13 protein-coding genes and 2 pseudogenes are annotated in these 12,991 nt (G+C 64.0%); 6 read left to right on the top strand and 9 right to left on the bottom strand.

The window, feature by feature from the left end; all coding sequences use genetic code 11:
- Nucleotides 1–184: 184 nt before the first annotated feature.
- Nucleotides 185–586 carry a hypothetical protein gene (locus OXQ95_RS09210; protein ID WP_267381288.1) on the top strand — a complete coding sequence of 134 codons (402 nt, stop codon included), beginning with the start codon at nucleotides 185–187 and terminating at the stop codon, nucleotides 584–586.
- A gap of 242 nt (nucleotides 587–828) precedes the next feature.
- On the top strand, nucleotides 829–1,137 hold the full coding sequence (locus OXQ95_RS09205; RefSeq protein WP_267381287.1) for a hypothetical protein: 309 nt from the start codon (nucleotides 829–831) through the stop codon (nucleotides 1,135–1,137).
- A gap of 227 nt (nucleotides 1,138–1,364) precedes the next feature.
- Here the strand turns inward: OXQ95_RS09205 and OXQ95_RS09200 are convergent, their stop codons facing one another.
- Both OXQ95_RS09200 and OXQ95_RS09195 read right to left on the bottom strand, forming a co-directional pair.
- Nucleotides 1,365–2,240 (bottom strand): alpha/beta hydrolase, encoded by an 876-nt coding sequence (locus OXQ95_RS09200; RefSeq protein ID WP_267381286.1) that lies wholly within the window; start codon nucleotides 2,238–2,240, stop codon nucleotides 1,365–1,367.
- Nucleotides 2,241–2,613: 373 nt separating this feature from the next.
- Entirely contained in the window at nucleotides 2,614–2,868 is a 255-nt protein-coding gene (locus OXQ95_RS09195; RefSeq protein WP_267381285.1) for a hypothetical protein, read from the bottom strand.
- A 141-nt stretch (nucleotides 2,869–3,009) separates the two neighbouring features.
- Here OXQ95_RS09195 and OXQ95_RS09190 point away from each other — a divergent pair.
- Nucleotides 3,010–3,444: pseudogene (locus OXQ95_RS09190) on the top strand (IS481 family transposase); the annotation flags it as partial.
- Nucleotides 3,445–3,492: 48 nt separating this feature from the next.
- Here OXQ95_RS09190 and OXQ95_RS09185 read toward each other — a convergent pair.
- Nucleotides 3,493–4,226 (bottom strand): annotated as a pseudogene (locus OXQ95_RS09185) (IS5 family transposase).
- A gap of 221 nt (nucleotides 4,227–4,447) precedes the next feature.
- Here OXQ95_RS09185 and OXQ95_RS09180 point away from each other — a divergent pair.
- Both OXQ95_RS09180 and OXQ95_RS09175 read left to right on the top strand, forming a co-directional pair.
- A complete protein-coding gene (locus OXQ95_RS09180; protein WP_267381284.1) occupies nucleotides 4,448–4,843 on the top strand; it encodes a metallophosphoesterase in 396 nt (131 codons plus the stop codon).
- Nucleotides 4,840–5,232: a DUF1622 domain-containing protein gene (locus tag OXQ95_RS09175; protein WP_267381283.1), complete on the top strand. Its 393-nt coding sequence runs from the start codon at nucleotides 4,840–4,842 to the stop codon at nucleotides 5,230–5,232. The genes OXQ95_RS09180 and OXQ95_RS09175 overlap by 4 nt, the downstream gene beginning before the upstream one ends.
- Nucleotides 5,233–5,410: 178 nt before the next feature.
- Here OXQ95_RS09175 and OXQ95_RS09170 read toward each other — a convergent pair whose 3' ends face one another.
- Nucleotides 5,411–5,746 carry a hypothetical protein gene (locus OXQ95_RS09170; RefSeq protein WP_267381282.1) on the bottom strand — a complete coding sequence of 112 codons (336 nt, stop codon included), beginning with the start codon at nucleotides 5,744–5,746 and terminating at the stop codon, nucleotides 5,411–5,413.
- Between the two features lie 112 nt (nucleotides 5,747–5,858).
- Here OXQ95_RS09170 and OXQ95_RS09165 point away from each other — a divergent pair, with 112 nt between their 5' ends.
- Nucleotides 5,859–6,218, top strand: a complete 360-nt coding sequence (locus OXQ95_RS09165) for a hypothetical protein (RefSeq protein WP_267381281.1) — start codon at nucleotides 5,859–5,861, stop codon at nucleotides 6,216–6,218.
- A gap of 152 nt (nucleotides 6,219–6,370) precedes the next feature.
- Here the strand turns inward: OXQ95_RS09165 and OXQ95_RS09160 are convergent, their stop codons facing one another.
- From OXQ95_RS09160 to OXQ95_RS09140, 5 genes are all read right to left on the bottom strand, one after another.
- Nucleotides 6,371–6,871: a hypothetical protein gene (locus OXQ95_RS09160; RefSeq protein WP_267381280.1), complete on the bottom strand. Its 501-nt coding sequence runs from the start codon at nucleotides 6,869–6,871 to the stop codon at nucleotides 6,371–6,373.
- Nucleotides 6,871–7,884 (bottom strand): cupin-like domain-containing protein, encoded by a 1,014-nt coding sequence (locus tag OXQ95_RS09155; protein WP_267381279.1) that lies wholly within the window; start codon nucleotides 7,882–7,884, stop codon nucleotides 6,871–6,873. Before OXQ95_RS09155 ends, OXQ95_RS09160 begins: the two co-directional genes overlap by 1 nt.
- A gap of 79 nt (nucleotides 7,885–7,963) precedes the next feature.
- The gene (locus tag OXQ95_RS09150; RefSeq protein WP_267381278.1) at nucleotides 7,964–9,457 is read right to left on the bottom strand and encodes an MFS transporter; all 1,494 of its coding nucleotides are present in this window, start codon (nucleotides 9,455–9,457) and stop codon (nucleotides 7,964–7,966) included.
- Between the two features lie 64 nt (nucleotides 9,458–9,521).
- Entirely contained in the window at nucleotides 9,522–11,123 is a 1,602-nt protein-coding gene (locus OXQ95_RS09145; RefSeq protein WP_267381277.1) for an alpha-glucosidase family protein, read from the bottom strand.
- The gene (locus OXQ95_RS09140) at nucleotides 11,120–12,940 is read right to left on the bottom strand and encodes an alpha-amylase family glycosyl hydrolase (RefSeq protein WP_267381276.1); all 1,821 of its coding nucleotides are present in this window, start codon (nucleotides 12,938–12,940) and stop codon (nucleotides 11,120–11,122) included. Before OXQ95_RS09140 ends, OXQ95_RS09145 begins: the two co-directional genes overlap by 4 nt.
- Between the last annotated feature and the right edge of the window lie 51 nt (nucleotides 12,941–12,991).

The following is a 12,991-nucleotide window of genomic DNA, read 5'->3' as shown; positions in this document are numbered from 1 at the left end:
ACGGGCAACTCGAACGCCAAGGTCCGAAAAGCGGTCGGACAGTTCACCACCACGACGCGCCGTTCTCGATCGGCAGAGCGGGAGCTAGAAGCCGTTCGGCGGCAAACGCCCAGACCCGGACATTCCCGCCGTCTCCATCGTTTCCCGATTGCGGACATTTGAGCGTCGGTGTTCAAGGGCAGCGATGGATGAGAAACCAACTGACCGCGTGATCGATCAGCGGCTCCGCAACCGGATCATGGAAGCCGTCTCTACGCTCGCAGATGGCGATAACGGCGTAAGGCGAGAGTGGCCAGACGAATATTTTGAGATGTTCTACGACCAAATTCCCCATCGCCAAGATGGTAACATGCGGCCCAACAGCGCAATCACGCCTCGAGAAAAGCAGCACCTATTGGAAGTTAGCGCGATCTTGGACGATGCATGTGACGCCACACCGCAGAACATGATCCCGGATCAATTCATCGAAACTGGGTGGCCAAAGCGCATCCAACCTATTGCGCAACGCGCACTTGAGGTCCTCTTAGAACGTGGTCGGTTTGCCGAGAATCGAGAAGAGGATGAGCCACCACAATCTGGCACGTAGGCGTTGGAGCAGCGTCCGTCATGCGCGTGATCTCCCCATAAGTGGTATTTCCGCTTACCAACCCTCGCTGCTTCAAAGCGGTCGTTCCGCTCCCCACCACGTTGCGACGTTCGCGATCGACGAAGCCGCCGCCAAAAGCCGCCAGGCCGCAAACGCCCACTATCAGTCGTTCCGACAACCACCGCGCTTGCGTGCGAGCAGGCGGTCATGCAGCTTGGCAGACAAGCCCAAGGAACAGTTCGATGAGTAAACGTACGTTCGCAATTTCGGCGGCTACTATCGCCTTGGCCGCAGGCTGCACCACTGATCCGCACCATAGGCCGTTGCTGACAGATCGTGCATTGAGTCGCGCAGCGGCCACGTGTCACGTTGAGTCGCTGGGGCTTCATCATTCCATTCGAAACGAGTTGCCTTACGGTGATTACCTTCTTCCCGCTGCTGAAGCCAATGCGGACGAGGACACTCGCCAAAGCTCGGAATGTATGGCGCGCGCCCTCAAGCGCTACCGTTTCGATTTCCTCGGGCAGGTAGAACATAGGGCCGCGAAGTAGGAAAGCGGACGGACAGCTGTCCACCACGTCGTGCCGTTCGCGATTAGCGATGCGATCGCAATGAGCCGCCGGGCGGCAGACGTCGACAGCGTGACATTCGCTAGGCAGGTAGGTAGAGCCGCTACCTTCCTGCGGTCATGCAAGGATTGTGGCCTCTCCGGCATGATCGGCTACCAATACAGCAGGGGTGGCTCGTCACAGGCTGTAAGCTCGAAAGCTCGATAATTTCAATTCTCAGGCGTGGTCTTCGTGAGCTCATCAAGCGCCTGCCACACCACTGGCGCGATATGGCTCAGTTCGAACGCATGGTAAGCCTCGCCCGCGATCGGCACTATGACGGCCCTGCCCCCGGCGGCCGCTCGCAGTTTTTCAGCAGCGGCAAACGGTACAACTTCGTCCTTCTGCCCATGCATGATCAGGATCGGCATACGCAGCTGCCGGATCGCAGAAAGGTTGTCGAAGCTATCCTTATAGAAGGGTCGCTGCGCCGCGGGAGCAAGGCTGCTGAAGCGGTCGAAAGCGCCGAGGGTGACCACGGCATCTACGGGCTCACCCACCGCGGCATGAAGGGCCACAGCCGCCCCCAGTGCGTCGCCAAACAAAAACAGTCGTCCATGTGGCTGCAAATGGCGAGCCAAGCGAACGAACGCTCTGCCGTCATCATAAAGACCGTGTTCGCTCGGCGTGCCCCGGTTGTCGCCATATCCCCGGTAAGAGGCAACGAGGACTCCGTGTCCGCCTTCGGCAAACGCCTGAGCACGTAACGCGGCGGTGTCCCGGTTCCCTGCCCGACCCGGCATGTAGACGATCAAGTCTTCGTCCTTAGACGTCGCCGGCCAATACCAACCGGTCAGCTCGACGCCATCCGCGGTGATGGTTCGAACAGCGACAGGTGTCCTTCCCGACCACGTGAGCCGACTTCCACCTATCGGCGAGGGCTGATAGAGTTTGTTGCTGACCGGGTTCACGCAAGCTGAGGGCAGGCTCGCAAGAACGACAGCGGCGGCGTAAAGCATCCAGTCAACCGGTTTCCGGTCTCGTCGACGCGCAAGAGGGCGCACGACATGATCGTAAGAAGTGCTCACAAACTTGATGTCCTGCAATTTCGGCGATCGTGCATGCTTGGCTTAAAGAAGTCGAGAATATATCGCTTACAAGTGTCTCGATTAGAGACGGCGTAGACGGTACGATTTCAAACCGGATTGCTCGGGCAGCTCGCAGTGAAGGCGTCCTGCAACCTACCATCGTGTCATTGTGCGCCGACGCTACGAGCTTCGAGTGAGGATCGGCACAGCTAACCGCGAACGGAGCGATCAGAAAGACGCGAGAGATCGACTCGATCCGTTGGCTCAACTACCATCATCACCAAGCCAATATTCGGACAATTTTCAACGGGTTGGGTCCAACAGCGATCGGGAAGCATTCTGTTTCCGACGCCCCCTGACACGAAGGTCGGTGCGGTACGTCAGGAGAGAGTCACATGATTAAGATGATGATCGCTACCGCTGCCGCGATGACTTTGACCAGTGCCGCTGGCGCGCAGATGATGGCTGGCAACTCAAGCGCCATGCAGAGCAGCTCGATGTCCACCTCGAGCGGCAAGATGCCGGCGAAGCACATGATGTCGCATAAGAAGACAATGCATAAGAAGTCCATGCATAAGAAGACGATGCCAAATACAGACTCCTCGATGGGGTCGTCGAACAGCGATAGCCCTATGGGAAATAACATGTAATGGGACGCTGAAGGTGTGGTGGCGGAATCAACTTCCGCCGCCCGCTTCCTGCATCACCCTGAATGCTAGGTTCCAACTAGGTGTTTGATCCCACGGTTTGCTGGTGCGATCCTTTCGTTTGAATGGAAGGAAGCCATATGGGGCAAGTACGTCACGGGAGCGCCAAGACCACGCACGCCGTCAGAGCAGCAATACAGCGATCGCAAGCTTCGCTCTCGACGCTGAGCCGAGAGCTGGGGATCAACCCGAAGACGGTCGCGAAGTAGCGTAAGCGGGCGGCGCTCGAGGATCTGAAGACTGGGCCGAAGGCCCCTCATTCAACGACCCTGACCCAAGCTGAGGAGGCGGCCGTCGTCGGGTTCCGGCGTCACACGCTCCTGCCGCTCGACGACTGCCACTACGCATTGCAGCCGTCGATCCCTCATCTGACGCGCTCAGCGCTGCATCGATGCCTCCAGCTGCCCGGCATCTCTCGCCTGCCGGACATCGAGGGTGACAAGCCGAAGCGCCAGCGCTTCAAGCGCTATCCGATCGGCTTCTTTCACGTCGATATCGCGGAGGCGCAGACCGCGCTACGTCAGCCACAGGGCTGTCAGTACTTGGGATCAGCCATGCCAGTACTAGGCCACGTGGACAAAGGGCAGCCACAGCGTAACTGATGCGAGCGCGACGAAGCCGAGATAGGACTCTGCGGTCTTGTCATAGCGCGTTGCGACACGGCGCCAGTTCTTGAGCTTGCTGAACAAGCGCTCGACGAGATTGCGCCAACGGTATTTCTCGCGATCATGCGGGATCGGTATGCGGCGGTTACTTTTGGTTGGAATGACCGCCTCGACATCCGCCTTGGCGAGTTCCTGGCGGATGGCATCGGCGTCATAGCCCTTATCGGCAAGCAGAGCCTCGATCCGGTCAGCCAGCATCCCGAACAAGGGCCCGAAACCCTTCACGTCGTGAGCCTGGCCCGGCGTCAGGACGAAACATAGCGGTCGCCCCTGACCATCACAGCGGGCGTGCAGCTTGGTCGTGAAGCCGCCTCGCGAACGGCCGAGCCCCTCGAATTTCTGATCCCCTTTTTTAGCCCGACGGCGCAGTGGTGCGCCCGGACTACGGTGCTGTCGATCATGTCGGCGCTGACATCCCGCTCGACGACAGCGGCCAGGGTCTCCAGCATGGCTTCGAACACGCCCGTCACGACCCAGCGACGATATCGCCGGAACACGCTGTTCCACTTGCCGTATTCATCCGGCAAATGCCGCCATTGCGCGCCTGTCCGCGCCATCCACACCATGCCTTCGAAATAGGGCCGGTTGTCTCCCGCGGGTCGGCAGCCACGTCCTCGCTCCGACGGCAGCAAGGGGCCGATCAGAGCCCACTCATCATCCGATATCCCAATCCGCTCGCCCAACGCCGCCTCCAAAAGACAGCCTTGAATCAAGCGATCAGACGCGCGTCAACCTTTGTCCACGTGGCCTAGGCCGTTGCGATCGCAGCCGGAGGCGCATCGTGCGGAGACGGGTTCGCGTTAGACTGACAGCACCCAACACGCTCGTCGCGGCATGGAACGCGGTCGTCGGCATGGACGACGTCGTGTGGCACTTGGGGGACGTCGCGCGGCGTCCGGGCGACGTGGCGGCACTGCTCTCCCGTCTCAACGGCACCAAACACCTGATCCGCGGCAGCAACGACCCCGTGGCGACTAGCGACGCCGAAGGCTGGGCAAGCGTGGGCGACTATGCCGAGCTGACAGAGGACGGCCACCGGCTGGTTCTCTGTCACTACCCGTTCAGGAGCTGGAACGGCCAGCACCGCCGCGCGATCAACCTTCACGGCCACAGCCATGGCAGGCTCAAACCGATGCTCCGCCAGCACGACGTGGGCGTCGATGCTCGGGGCTTCCGACCGGTCCGTCTGACTGAGTTGCTCGGACGCTCATTTGTCCCTTCGCCGCCGTTGAGGCAGGAAGCACCATGATGACGAACGAAGCCGACTGGATCCACATGGCCACGAGCGCGGTCGAGATCGTCGGCACCGCCATCATCGTCGTCGGCGCGTTCGGAACGCTGGCGGCCTTCCTGGTCGGGCTCATCAAGGGTATGACGAGCCGGGCAACGCTTATCGCCGACTTTCGCTCGGGGCTCGGCCGATCGATCCTGCTCGGCCTGGAATTCCTGGTGGCCGCCGACATCATCAACACGGTGGCGGTGGATCCGACGATCGAGAGCCTCCTCGTCCTGGCCGGCATTGTTCTCATCAGAACGTTCCTGAGCTTCTCGCTCGAAGTCGAGATCGACGGGCGTTGGCCGTGGCAGAAAGGGCGATCGGACGACCAAGCGCCACGCGACGCGGAGCGGGGACGCTGACGCAGATCGTCGTTTCTCGGTCTGGGACGATCTACATGCGATCGCTTGGCGTGCCTCCCTCATTGCCCGATTCTCGATTTTATACGCGTCAGCCAGGCGGCCGCATTGACGTTCAATCATCATAACGGGGCGTCGGCGATTACAGCCCGACATGGGCAACAGCTCGTTGACCAGCCGATCAGCGTTGCTTCTTCGTGATCGTCGCGGTGAAGTCTGGATCCTTCTTCGCCACCCAATCCACGAATTTGCGCATGTTCGGATGATCGAGAATGCCCACCACCTCCATACCATGCCGCTGCAGTTCGGAATTGGTGAAATTGGCAATCAGGGTCTGCTGGCAGATCGGATGCATGGGCACGACCTCCCGGCCACCGCGGCTTTTGGGTACGGGATGGTGCCAGACGATAGTCTGGCCGGTCGGCCGGCCGCAGAGCCAGCAGGGCACCGGCGCGGCGGGCGCCACGTCTTCCTGCGGAAGATGATCGTAGGGATCATGTTTGGAACGTCTGGCCATATCTCGATGTAAGTGCCTCGATTGCCCCCCGCCTGTAGCGAAGCGGACCGCAGCATCATATGGAAAGCCGCCACCAAAAAACCCCCTCGCTGCAGGACAATCGGAAAAAGCGATGACGAAGCCGGCGAAATCATGGGATGCGACGCAGGTTCGCAATTGGCTGAAGCGCCGATCCGAGGCATCGCGGATGGATCAAGCGGCGGCGGACAGGCGCGGCTATGAGGCCAGAGACGAATTCGACATGGCCGCGGCCGAGGAATGGTCGTGCCGCGCGCTCCAGGGCGCCGACTGCACGAACGATCAAGCCGCGTTCGCCGACCGCCTCAAGGAGCTGATCGGCAAGGACGAATACCCCGCGACAGGCATCCACGACGATGTCCGGTTCGAACGGCATGTTCGAACGTATCTGCGGAGATTGGCCAGAATGACGAAGGCGAATGAAGGCTTCGAGAAGACCCTCCACCATCAGTAAGGGCGGTGGCGCGCTTGACCATCAAGGACCCAGTCGTGGGCGGCCGGAGCCGCTTTGCCGTTCCTCGAAACCTGCCGTTCGTTCATCATGGTTGCACCCATTGATTGAACGTGTGTCTAGGTCGAACGGTAGAGCCTCCGAAGGCGACCTTCCTACAATCCAGCTTGGTCAATCATTGAAGCAATCTCGGCCGGCAATACGGACTCTGACTTGGGCAGGAACCGGTTAAACGCAGTCTGCACTCGCTTGCGTGCTACCTGGTACGCCTTGTGTCGGATCGCGCGCATCGCATTCGTCCGCCATGATGGGCTCTCACCGAGCAGCGCCTCCCACCTAGCCTCCTCTGCCTCCAGGATCGACAGCGCGAGGCGCAGTCCATCTCGCCGGCCGCGTGCATAATCTTCGGACATCGCCAGCTTTTCCGTCATGCGCGCAATGTTGGTCTTGCGGCCGATCCTGGCAAGGCGGCCCCCGCTCAGGTAGCCGTCCCAGGTCGAACCCAAACCCGAAAGCCGCCATTTAGAGCCGTTCCGCTGCTCCCGGACGTTCGCCGTCGGTTCACGTCCGCTTGGCAGGCATTCGTCGTCCCTTCCTTGATCCAGACTCTCATAGTCGATGGACCACTCAGAAGGGGGCCGCTCAATCGAAATCATTAACGTCCGTTTTCGGCCGCCAGCCGCCGCCTCAGATTGGCGAGCACCTCCGCGGACGGGGATTCCAGCATGCCGCGATAGCTGGCGGGAATATGCGCCGCGGGGTCGCCATCGTCGCGGAAGACATAGTGATCGAACAGCACGCGCCAGCGGGCCCGCTCATCGGCGGGCATGCCGCCCGTCGTCATCAGCGCATGCAGGAGCGACAGAAGGGGCGAGACCTGCTCGGCAGCGGGTCCGTCGCGCCACCAGAAATTCACGAGGCCGCCGACATCGTCCTCGCTGCGCACCGCGTGCCACCATAGGCTCGGCAGATACAGCACGTCGCCCGGTTCCAGCTCGGCGACCAGCGCCGCCCGCTGCGCCTCGACAAAGCGGGGAAAGCGCGCGAGGTCCGGCGCGTCCACATCGACGAGGCTGGACGGTTGCCCGGCAATCGTCCGGTCGAGCGGGCCGACATAGAGGTTGCCCACCTGCTCGATCGGAAACAGCGTGAAGCGTCGCCGCCCGGCGACCACACAGGCGAGATTCTGCGGGAGATCCCAGTGCGCCGCGGTCGAGGTGCGGTTGCCGAGCCACAGCGACACGAGCATCTCGCGCGACGGATCCAGCAGCGGCATCGGATTGGCGGCACGAAAGCCCCGCAGATGCCGATCGACGGGCAGCGCGCCGGCATAGATCGACCACGCGTCCGCCGAGCCCCTTTGGCGCAGGAGCAGATCGAGCAACTGGGCGACATTCGCCATCTTGCGATCATGGTTGTAGCCGGCGAGATCGTCGGTGAAGCCGAACCGCCCGTCGATGGAGGGCGGCCCGAACCACACGGGCGCGGCCTCGGCCGTGGCGTGCGCGTTCAACCAGTCGGCGAAGCTTTGTGCTCCCGCGCGGGCGGCGCGCACGAGCGGCCAATCGGCGACCAGCCCACGCAAGATCGCCGGTCGGCCGCGCGGTACGATCTCGTCTTCGAAGCGCGTGCGATCGACGGCGTGAAACTCGGCGACATACTCAGTCATCGGACGAAGATAGAATGGGCGGGGCTGCCGCGGCAAGCGATCGCGGCCAAGTCGATCGATGAACCGCGCGGCGCGGGCGTCATCGACGCGCCGCATCCTCGCGGGGGTCGCCCACCCGCACCATCGCGACGGCGGCGGCCGCCATCACCGCCGCGGCGACCGCCATCGTCCAGACCGGCTCGCGCGGAAACCAGACCTTCAATACGCCACCCATCAGCGTCGCCACGATCAGCTGGGGCAGGACGATGAAGAAGTTGAAGATACCCATATACACGCCGAGCTTTTCGCGCGGCAGCGCATTGGCGAGCAGCACATAGGGCATCGTGAGAATCGAAGCCCAGGCCACGCCGATGCCGATCATCGGTATGACGAGTGCCGTCGCATCGGTGATCGCGAAGAGCCCGAGATACGACGAGGCACCGATCGCGAGGCACGCCATATGCGTCCGCGCCGCACCGATCCTGCCGGCGAGCGCGGGCAGCGCGAAGGCAGCCAGCGCCGCAACGCCCGAATAGATCGCGAACAACACGCCGACCCAACTGCTCGCCGCGTTATAGGCGGCGGAAGCCGGATCGATCGTGCCATAGGCATGCTGCGCGACCACCGGCGTGGCATAGACCCACATGATGATGAGCGCCCCCCAGGTGAAGAACTGGACCAGCGCGAGGCGCTTCATCATCGGCGGCATCGCGGCAAGATCGCCGACGATATGGCTCAACACATTGTCGCCACGGCCCGAGCGGACGAGCACGCGCGAGACGATCTGCCCGAACCCGAACACCATGATCGCGCCGGCGACGAGATAGGCATCCTTCGCCGACGCCAGCCAGCCGCCACGCTCGGCGAGGAAGATCAGCAGCGCCAGCGCGCCGCCGCCGGCGATCCAGGCGGCGCCGTGCACCGGGACGGCGGCGGGAGCGCGCGCCTGGACGGCGGTGCGTTGCGGTTCCAGCGGGGGTTCGCGGGTCGTCAGCACGGTCCACGACACGGCCGCCAGCAACGCGGCACCGCCGAACCAGAAACCATAGCGGACGCTGTCGGGCACCTGCCCCGGCGCCGCCAGGTTCGAGACGCCGAAGCCATGCTCCAGGATATAGGGCGCGAGGCTGGCGACCACCGCGCCCGCACCGATGAACGCCGTCTGGAACGCAAAGCCGGCCGGTCGCTGTTCGGGTTCGAGCATGTCACCGACAAAGGCGCGGAAAGGCTCCATCGAGACGTTCAGCGACGCGTCGAGCATCCAGAGCGTTACCGCCGCCACCCAGATCGACGGCGCCACCGGCATCGCGAACAGCGCGAGCGTCGACAGGATCGCACCCGCGAGAAAATAGGGCCGGCGCCGTCCGAAGCGCCCCCGCGTACGATCGCTGAAATGACCGACGAGCGGCTGCACGAGCAGGCCGGTCAGCGGCGCGGCCACCCACATCAGGCCGAGCCCCTCGATCGGCGTGCCAAGCGCCTGGAAGATGCGGCTGGCGTTCGCGTTCTGGAGCGCAAAGCCGATCTGCAATCCGAAGAACCCGAACGACATGTTCCAGAGGCCCGCGAAACCCTGTCGTGCCCGTCTCGCCATCGTCATCCCCTCCCCGGTCGCACTCGCCGCGCCGGCGGCGCCTCGCAGGTCCGGCGGGGCACGATCAACACCCCCGTCGCTCGAAGACGCCGGCCGCATAGCCGCCGAGCATACCGGCCTCGATCGCTCCCGTCGCGAGCAGCAAATCCCAGCCATGCGGATCGGCTGGCGACCACGCCACGGGTCGGGCGGACAGATTGAAGACGCAGAGCAGCCGGGTCTCGCCATAAGTCCGCTCGATCGCGAGCACGGCATCGTCCGCCTGCACGATGCGGATCCCGCCGCTTTTCAGCGCCGGCCGCGCACGCCGCAACGTCAGCACCCGGCGGGTCCAGCCCAGCATCGAACCGGCATCGCGGCTTTGCCGATCCACCGCCAGCGCGGCGTGATCGTCACCGAGCGGCAGCCACGGCTTGCCGCGGGTGAAGCCGAGTGCGGGTTGGTCCTCCGCCCAGGGCATCGGCGTGCGGGCTCCGTCGCGCGACAGCGTTCGCGGCCAGTTGGCGATCGCCTCGGGATCCTGGAGATCCTCGAACGCGATCGGCACCTGGGTGAGGCCCAGTTCCTCGCCGTAATAGATGATGATGCTGCCACGCAAACAGGCGAGCAGAAGCATCTTGGCGCGGGCGAAGGCGTCGCGGTCCGCAGGGGCGACCCAGCGTGACACCGCGCGGGGCGCATCGTGGTTCTCAAAGGCCCAGCTCGGCCAGCCGACGCCCGGTGACTCGGGCCACGCCGCGATCGCCCCCGCGACCAGCCGCGGCACGAGCGCGTCGGCATAGAGGAAATCGAAGCCATAGGCGCTGTCGAGTCGCGTGCCGCCTGCGGTGAACAGCTTCATCTCGCGATCGCTGTCCGCGCCGCCGACTTCGGCCACGGTGAAGCGGCCGCCATAGCCATCCAGCACACCGCGCACCCGCTCCAGAAAGGCGGGAATGTCCGCATGGCCCTGATTATACGTGTGGACTTGAAAATCGAATGGCCGGGTGCGCGGCGTGCCGTCATCGGCTGCGGGCGGATTGTCCTGGAGCGAGGTCTCGTGCATCAGGAAATTGATCGCATCGAGGCGGAAGCCATCGACCCCCCGGTCGAGCCAGAACCGGGCGACGTCGAGCAAGGCCGCCTGCACGCCGGGATGATGGCCGTTCACCTGAGGCTGGACGCTCAGGAAATTGTGCAGGTAATATTGCCCGCGCCGCGCATCCCAGGTCCATGCCGGGCCGCCGAAGACGGATTGCCAGTTGCTCGGCGGGCTGCCGTCGGGCTTCGCATCCGCCCAGACATACCAGTCGGCGCGCGTGTTGGTGCGGTCCGCGCGGCTTTCCTCGAACCAGGGATGCCGATCCGAGGTGTGCGACCAGACCTGATCGATCAGCACCTTCAGCCCCAACCCGTGCGCGCGCGCGACGAGCGCGTCGAAATCGGCGAGCGTACCGAAGATCGGATCGACGTCGCGATAATCCGCCACGTCATAGCCGAAATCGGCCATTGGCGAGGTGAAGAAGGGCGACAGCCAGATCGCGTCGACGCCCAGCGACGCGACATGATCCAGCCGCGCGGTGATCCCCGGCAGGTCGCCGATGCCGTCGTCGTTGCTGTCGGCGAAGCTTCGCGGATAGATCTGGTAGATCGCCGCGCCGCGCCACCAGACGGCGTCGTCGCTCATCGCGCGCCACCGATCGCGCAGACCGCATAATCGAGCGGCGCCAGCGCGATCCGCAGGCTGCCGGGCGCGCTGGGCCGGGCTGCGCACCCCGTGCCGGCGAGCGACGCGACGGTCGTGCCGGCCACGCCGATCTCCACCTGCCGCGCGACCGGCGTGGTGGACGTGTTGAACACCAACAGGATCTCGGCGCCGGTGACGGGATCGAACCGCGAGATCGCGAGCAATCCCGGCTTGTCCTCGCGAAGGCGCAACACCTGCCGCCCGCGGGTGAGCGCGGGATGCGCCAGCCGAAGCCGCGCCAGCGCCGCGATCTGGCGGAACAGCGGATTGTCGTGGCCGAAATGCGCGGTCGCGGTGGTCGTCTTCGTTCCCAGCAACCGGTTGTCGTTATAGTCGGCCACGCGGCTGGCGAACATATCCTCGCGCGCATCCTGATCGCCGGCATCGCCCACGAAACCCTGCTCGTCGCCCGAATAGATCGTCGGCACGCCCCGCAGCGTCAGCAGCATGGCGTTGCCGAGCAGGGTACGCTTCAGCACCTCGTCATCGCTTGCCTGCCGAAAGGCGCGGCGGACATAGGTGGAGAAACGCCCGTCGTCGTGATTGCCGGTGAAGGTTGGCAATTGCACCGCGGTGTCGAAGCCATGCTCGTACAGCGCGTCACCGTCGAACAGCGTCTCGAACGCATCGGTGCCGCGCGTCCCCGCCACGGTCTCGATCACCGCCTGGCGAAACGCGAAGTCGAGCACCGCCGGCAGCTTGTCGACGCGGGTATGCTCCGCCTGCCGCGCGGGCGCGACGTCGTGCGACGACACCTCGCCGAAGATGTGGAAATGCGGAATGCCCTTCGCCGCCGCCCGCGCCTGCATCGCCGGGACGAACGCCTGCCAGAATTCGGGGTTCACATGGCGTGCGGTATCGATGCGAAAGCCATCGATCCCGAACCGATCGATCCAGCCGCCGAAGATGTCGATCATGCCGGATACCACGCGCGGGTTTTCCGTCATCAGATCATCGAGGCCGGAGAAATCGCCCAGCGTCGCGCTCTCGTTCTCGAACGTCGTATCGCCACGGTTGTGATAGAGCGTCACGTCGTTCAGCCATGCCGGCGATTTCGCATGCTCGTCGCCCGCCGGGATATACGGCGTATAGGCATAGGTCGGGTCGGTGAGCCTGGCGAAATTGGCCGCCGTCGATACCCGGTCGCCCTGGAACCCCGGGTTGATCGGCGTTCCGGCGACACCGCCGCGCCGCTGATAGGGATAATCCCCGCGCGACCGATAGGGACAGGCGCGCCCGGCGCCGCATTCGCGATACTGGATCACGTCGGCGGTGTGGTTGACGATGATGTCCATATACACCTTCATCCCGCGCGCATGCGCCGCGGCGACGAGCGCGCCGAAATCGGCGTCGGTGCCCAGATGCGGATCGACATGGCCGAAATCGGTGATCCAATAGCCGTGATAGCCTGCCGATTCGTGGCCGGGCGCGCCTTGCACGGGCTTGTTGCGGAAGACCGGGCCGACCCAGATCGCGGTGGCGCCCAACGCCTGGATGTAATCCAGCCGCCGCCGCAGCCCCTTCAGATCGCCGCCGTGATAGAAGCCCTTGGCGGTCGGGTCGTAGCCGGTGACGAGCCGGTCGCCATGCAGGCCGCCGCGATCGTTGGCGGGATCGGCATTGTCGAACCGGTCCGGCAGCGCGAAATAGATCACCTCGTCCTGCGGCAGCCGGTCGCGAAAGGTCTGCGCCATGAGCGGGGCCGCTCCCGCAGCCATCGCCAATGCCATCGAAGCCAAACGTAGAGCGCGCCGCATCCATCCTCCCGAAACACCCGACGATCTGTGCGCCGCCGCCGTTCGCCCCGT

The organism is Sphingomonas sp. GC_Shp_6, from assembly GCF_026540835.1.
GTDB lineage: Bacteria > Pseudomonadota > Alphaproteobacteria > Sphingomonadales > Sphingomonadaceae > Sphingomonas.
The sequence above is the reverse complement of the archived record's forward strand: the minus strand, read 5'-3'. Positions and strand labels throughout refer to the sequence as shown.

Coding starts and splice junctions, on each gene's coding strand:
- OXQ95_RS09210 (WP_267381288.1), top strand. CDS start 185: ATGGATGAGAAACCAACTGACCGCGTGATCGATCAGCGGCTCCGCAAC.
- OXQ95_RS09205 (WP_267381287.1), top strand. CDS start 829: ATGAGTAAACGTACGTTCGCAATTTCGGCGGCTACTATCGCCTTGGCC.
- OXQ95_RS09195 (WP_267381285.1), bottom strand. CDS start 2,868: ATGTTATTTCCCATAGGGCTATCGCTGTTCGACGACCCCATCGAGGAG.
- OXQ95_RS09180 (WP_267381284.1), top strand. CDS start 4,448: ATGGACGACGTCGTGTGGCACTTGGGGGACGTCGCGCGGCGTCCGGGC.
- OXQ95_RS09175 (WP_267381283.1), top strand. CDS start 4,840: ATGATGACGAACGAAGCCGACTGGATCCACATGGCCACGAGCGCGGTC.
- OXQ95_RS09170 (WP_267381282.1), bottom strand. CDS start 5,746: ATGGCCAGACGTTCCAAACATGATCCCTACGATCATCTTCCGCAGGAA.
- OXQ95_RS09165 (WP_267381281.1), top strand. CDS start 5,859: ATGACGAAGCCGGCGAAATCATGGGATGCGACGCAGGTTCGCAATTGG.
- OXQ95_RS09160 (WP_267381280.1), bottom strand. CDS start 6,871: ATGATTTCGATTGAGCGGCCCCCTTCTGAGTGGTCCATCGACTATGAG.
- OXQ95_RS09155 (WP_267381279.1), bottom strand. CDS start 7,884: ATGACTGAGTATGTCGCCGAGTTTCACGCCGTCGATCGCACGCGCTTC.
- OXQ95_RS09150 (WP_267381278.1), bottom strand. CDS start 9,457: ATGGCGAGACGGGCACGACAGGGTTTCGCGGGCCTCTGGAACATGTCG.
- OXQ95_RS09145 (WP_267381277.1), bottom strand. CDS start 11,123: ATGAGCGACGACGCCGTCTGGTGGCGCGGCGCGGCGATCTACCAGATC.
- OXQ95_RS09140 (WP_267381276.1), bottom strand. CDS start 12,940: ATGCGGCGCGCTCTACGTTTGGCTTCGATGGCATTGGCGATGGCTGCG.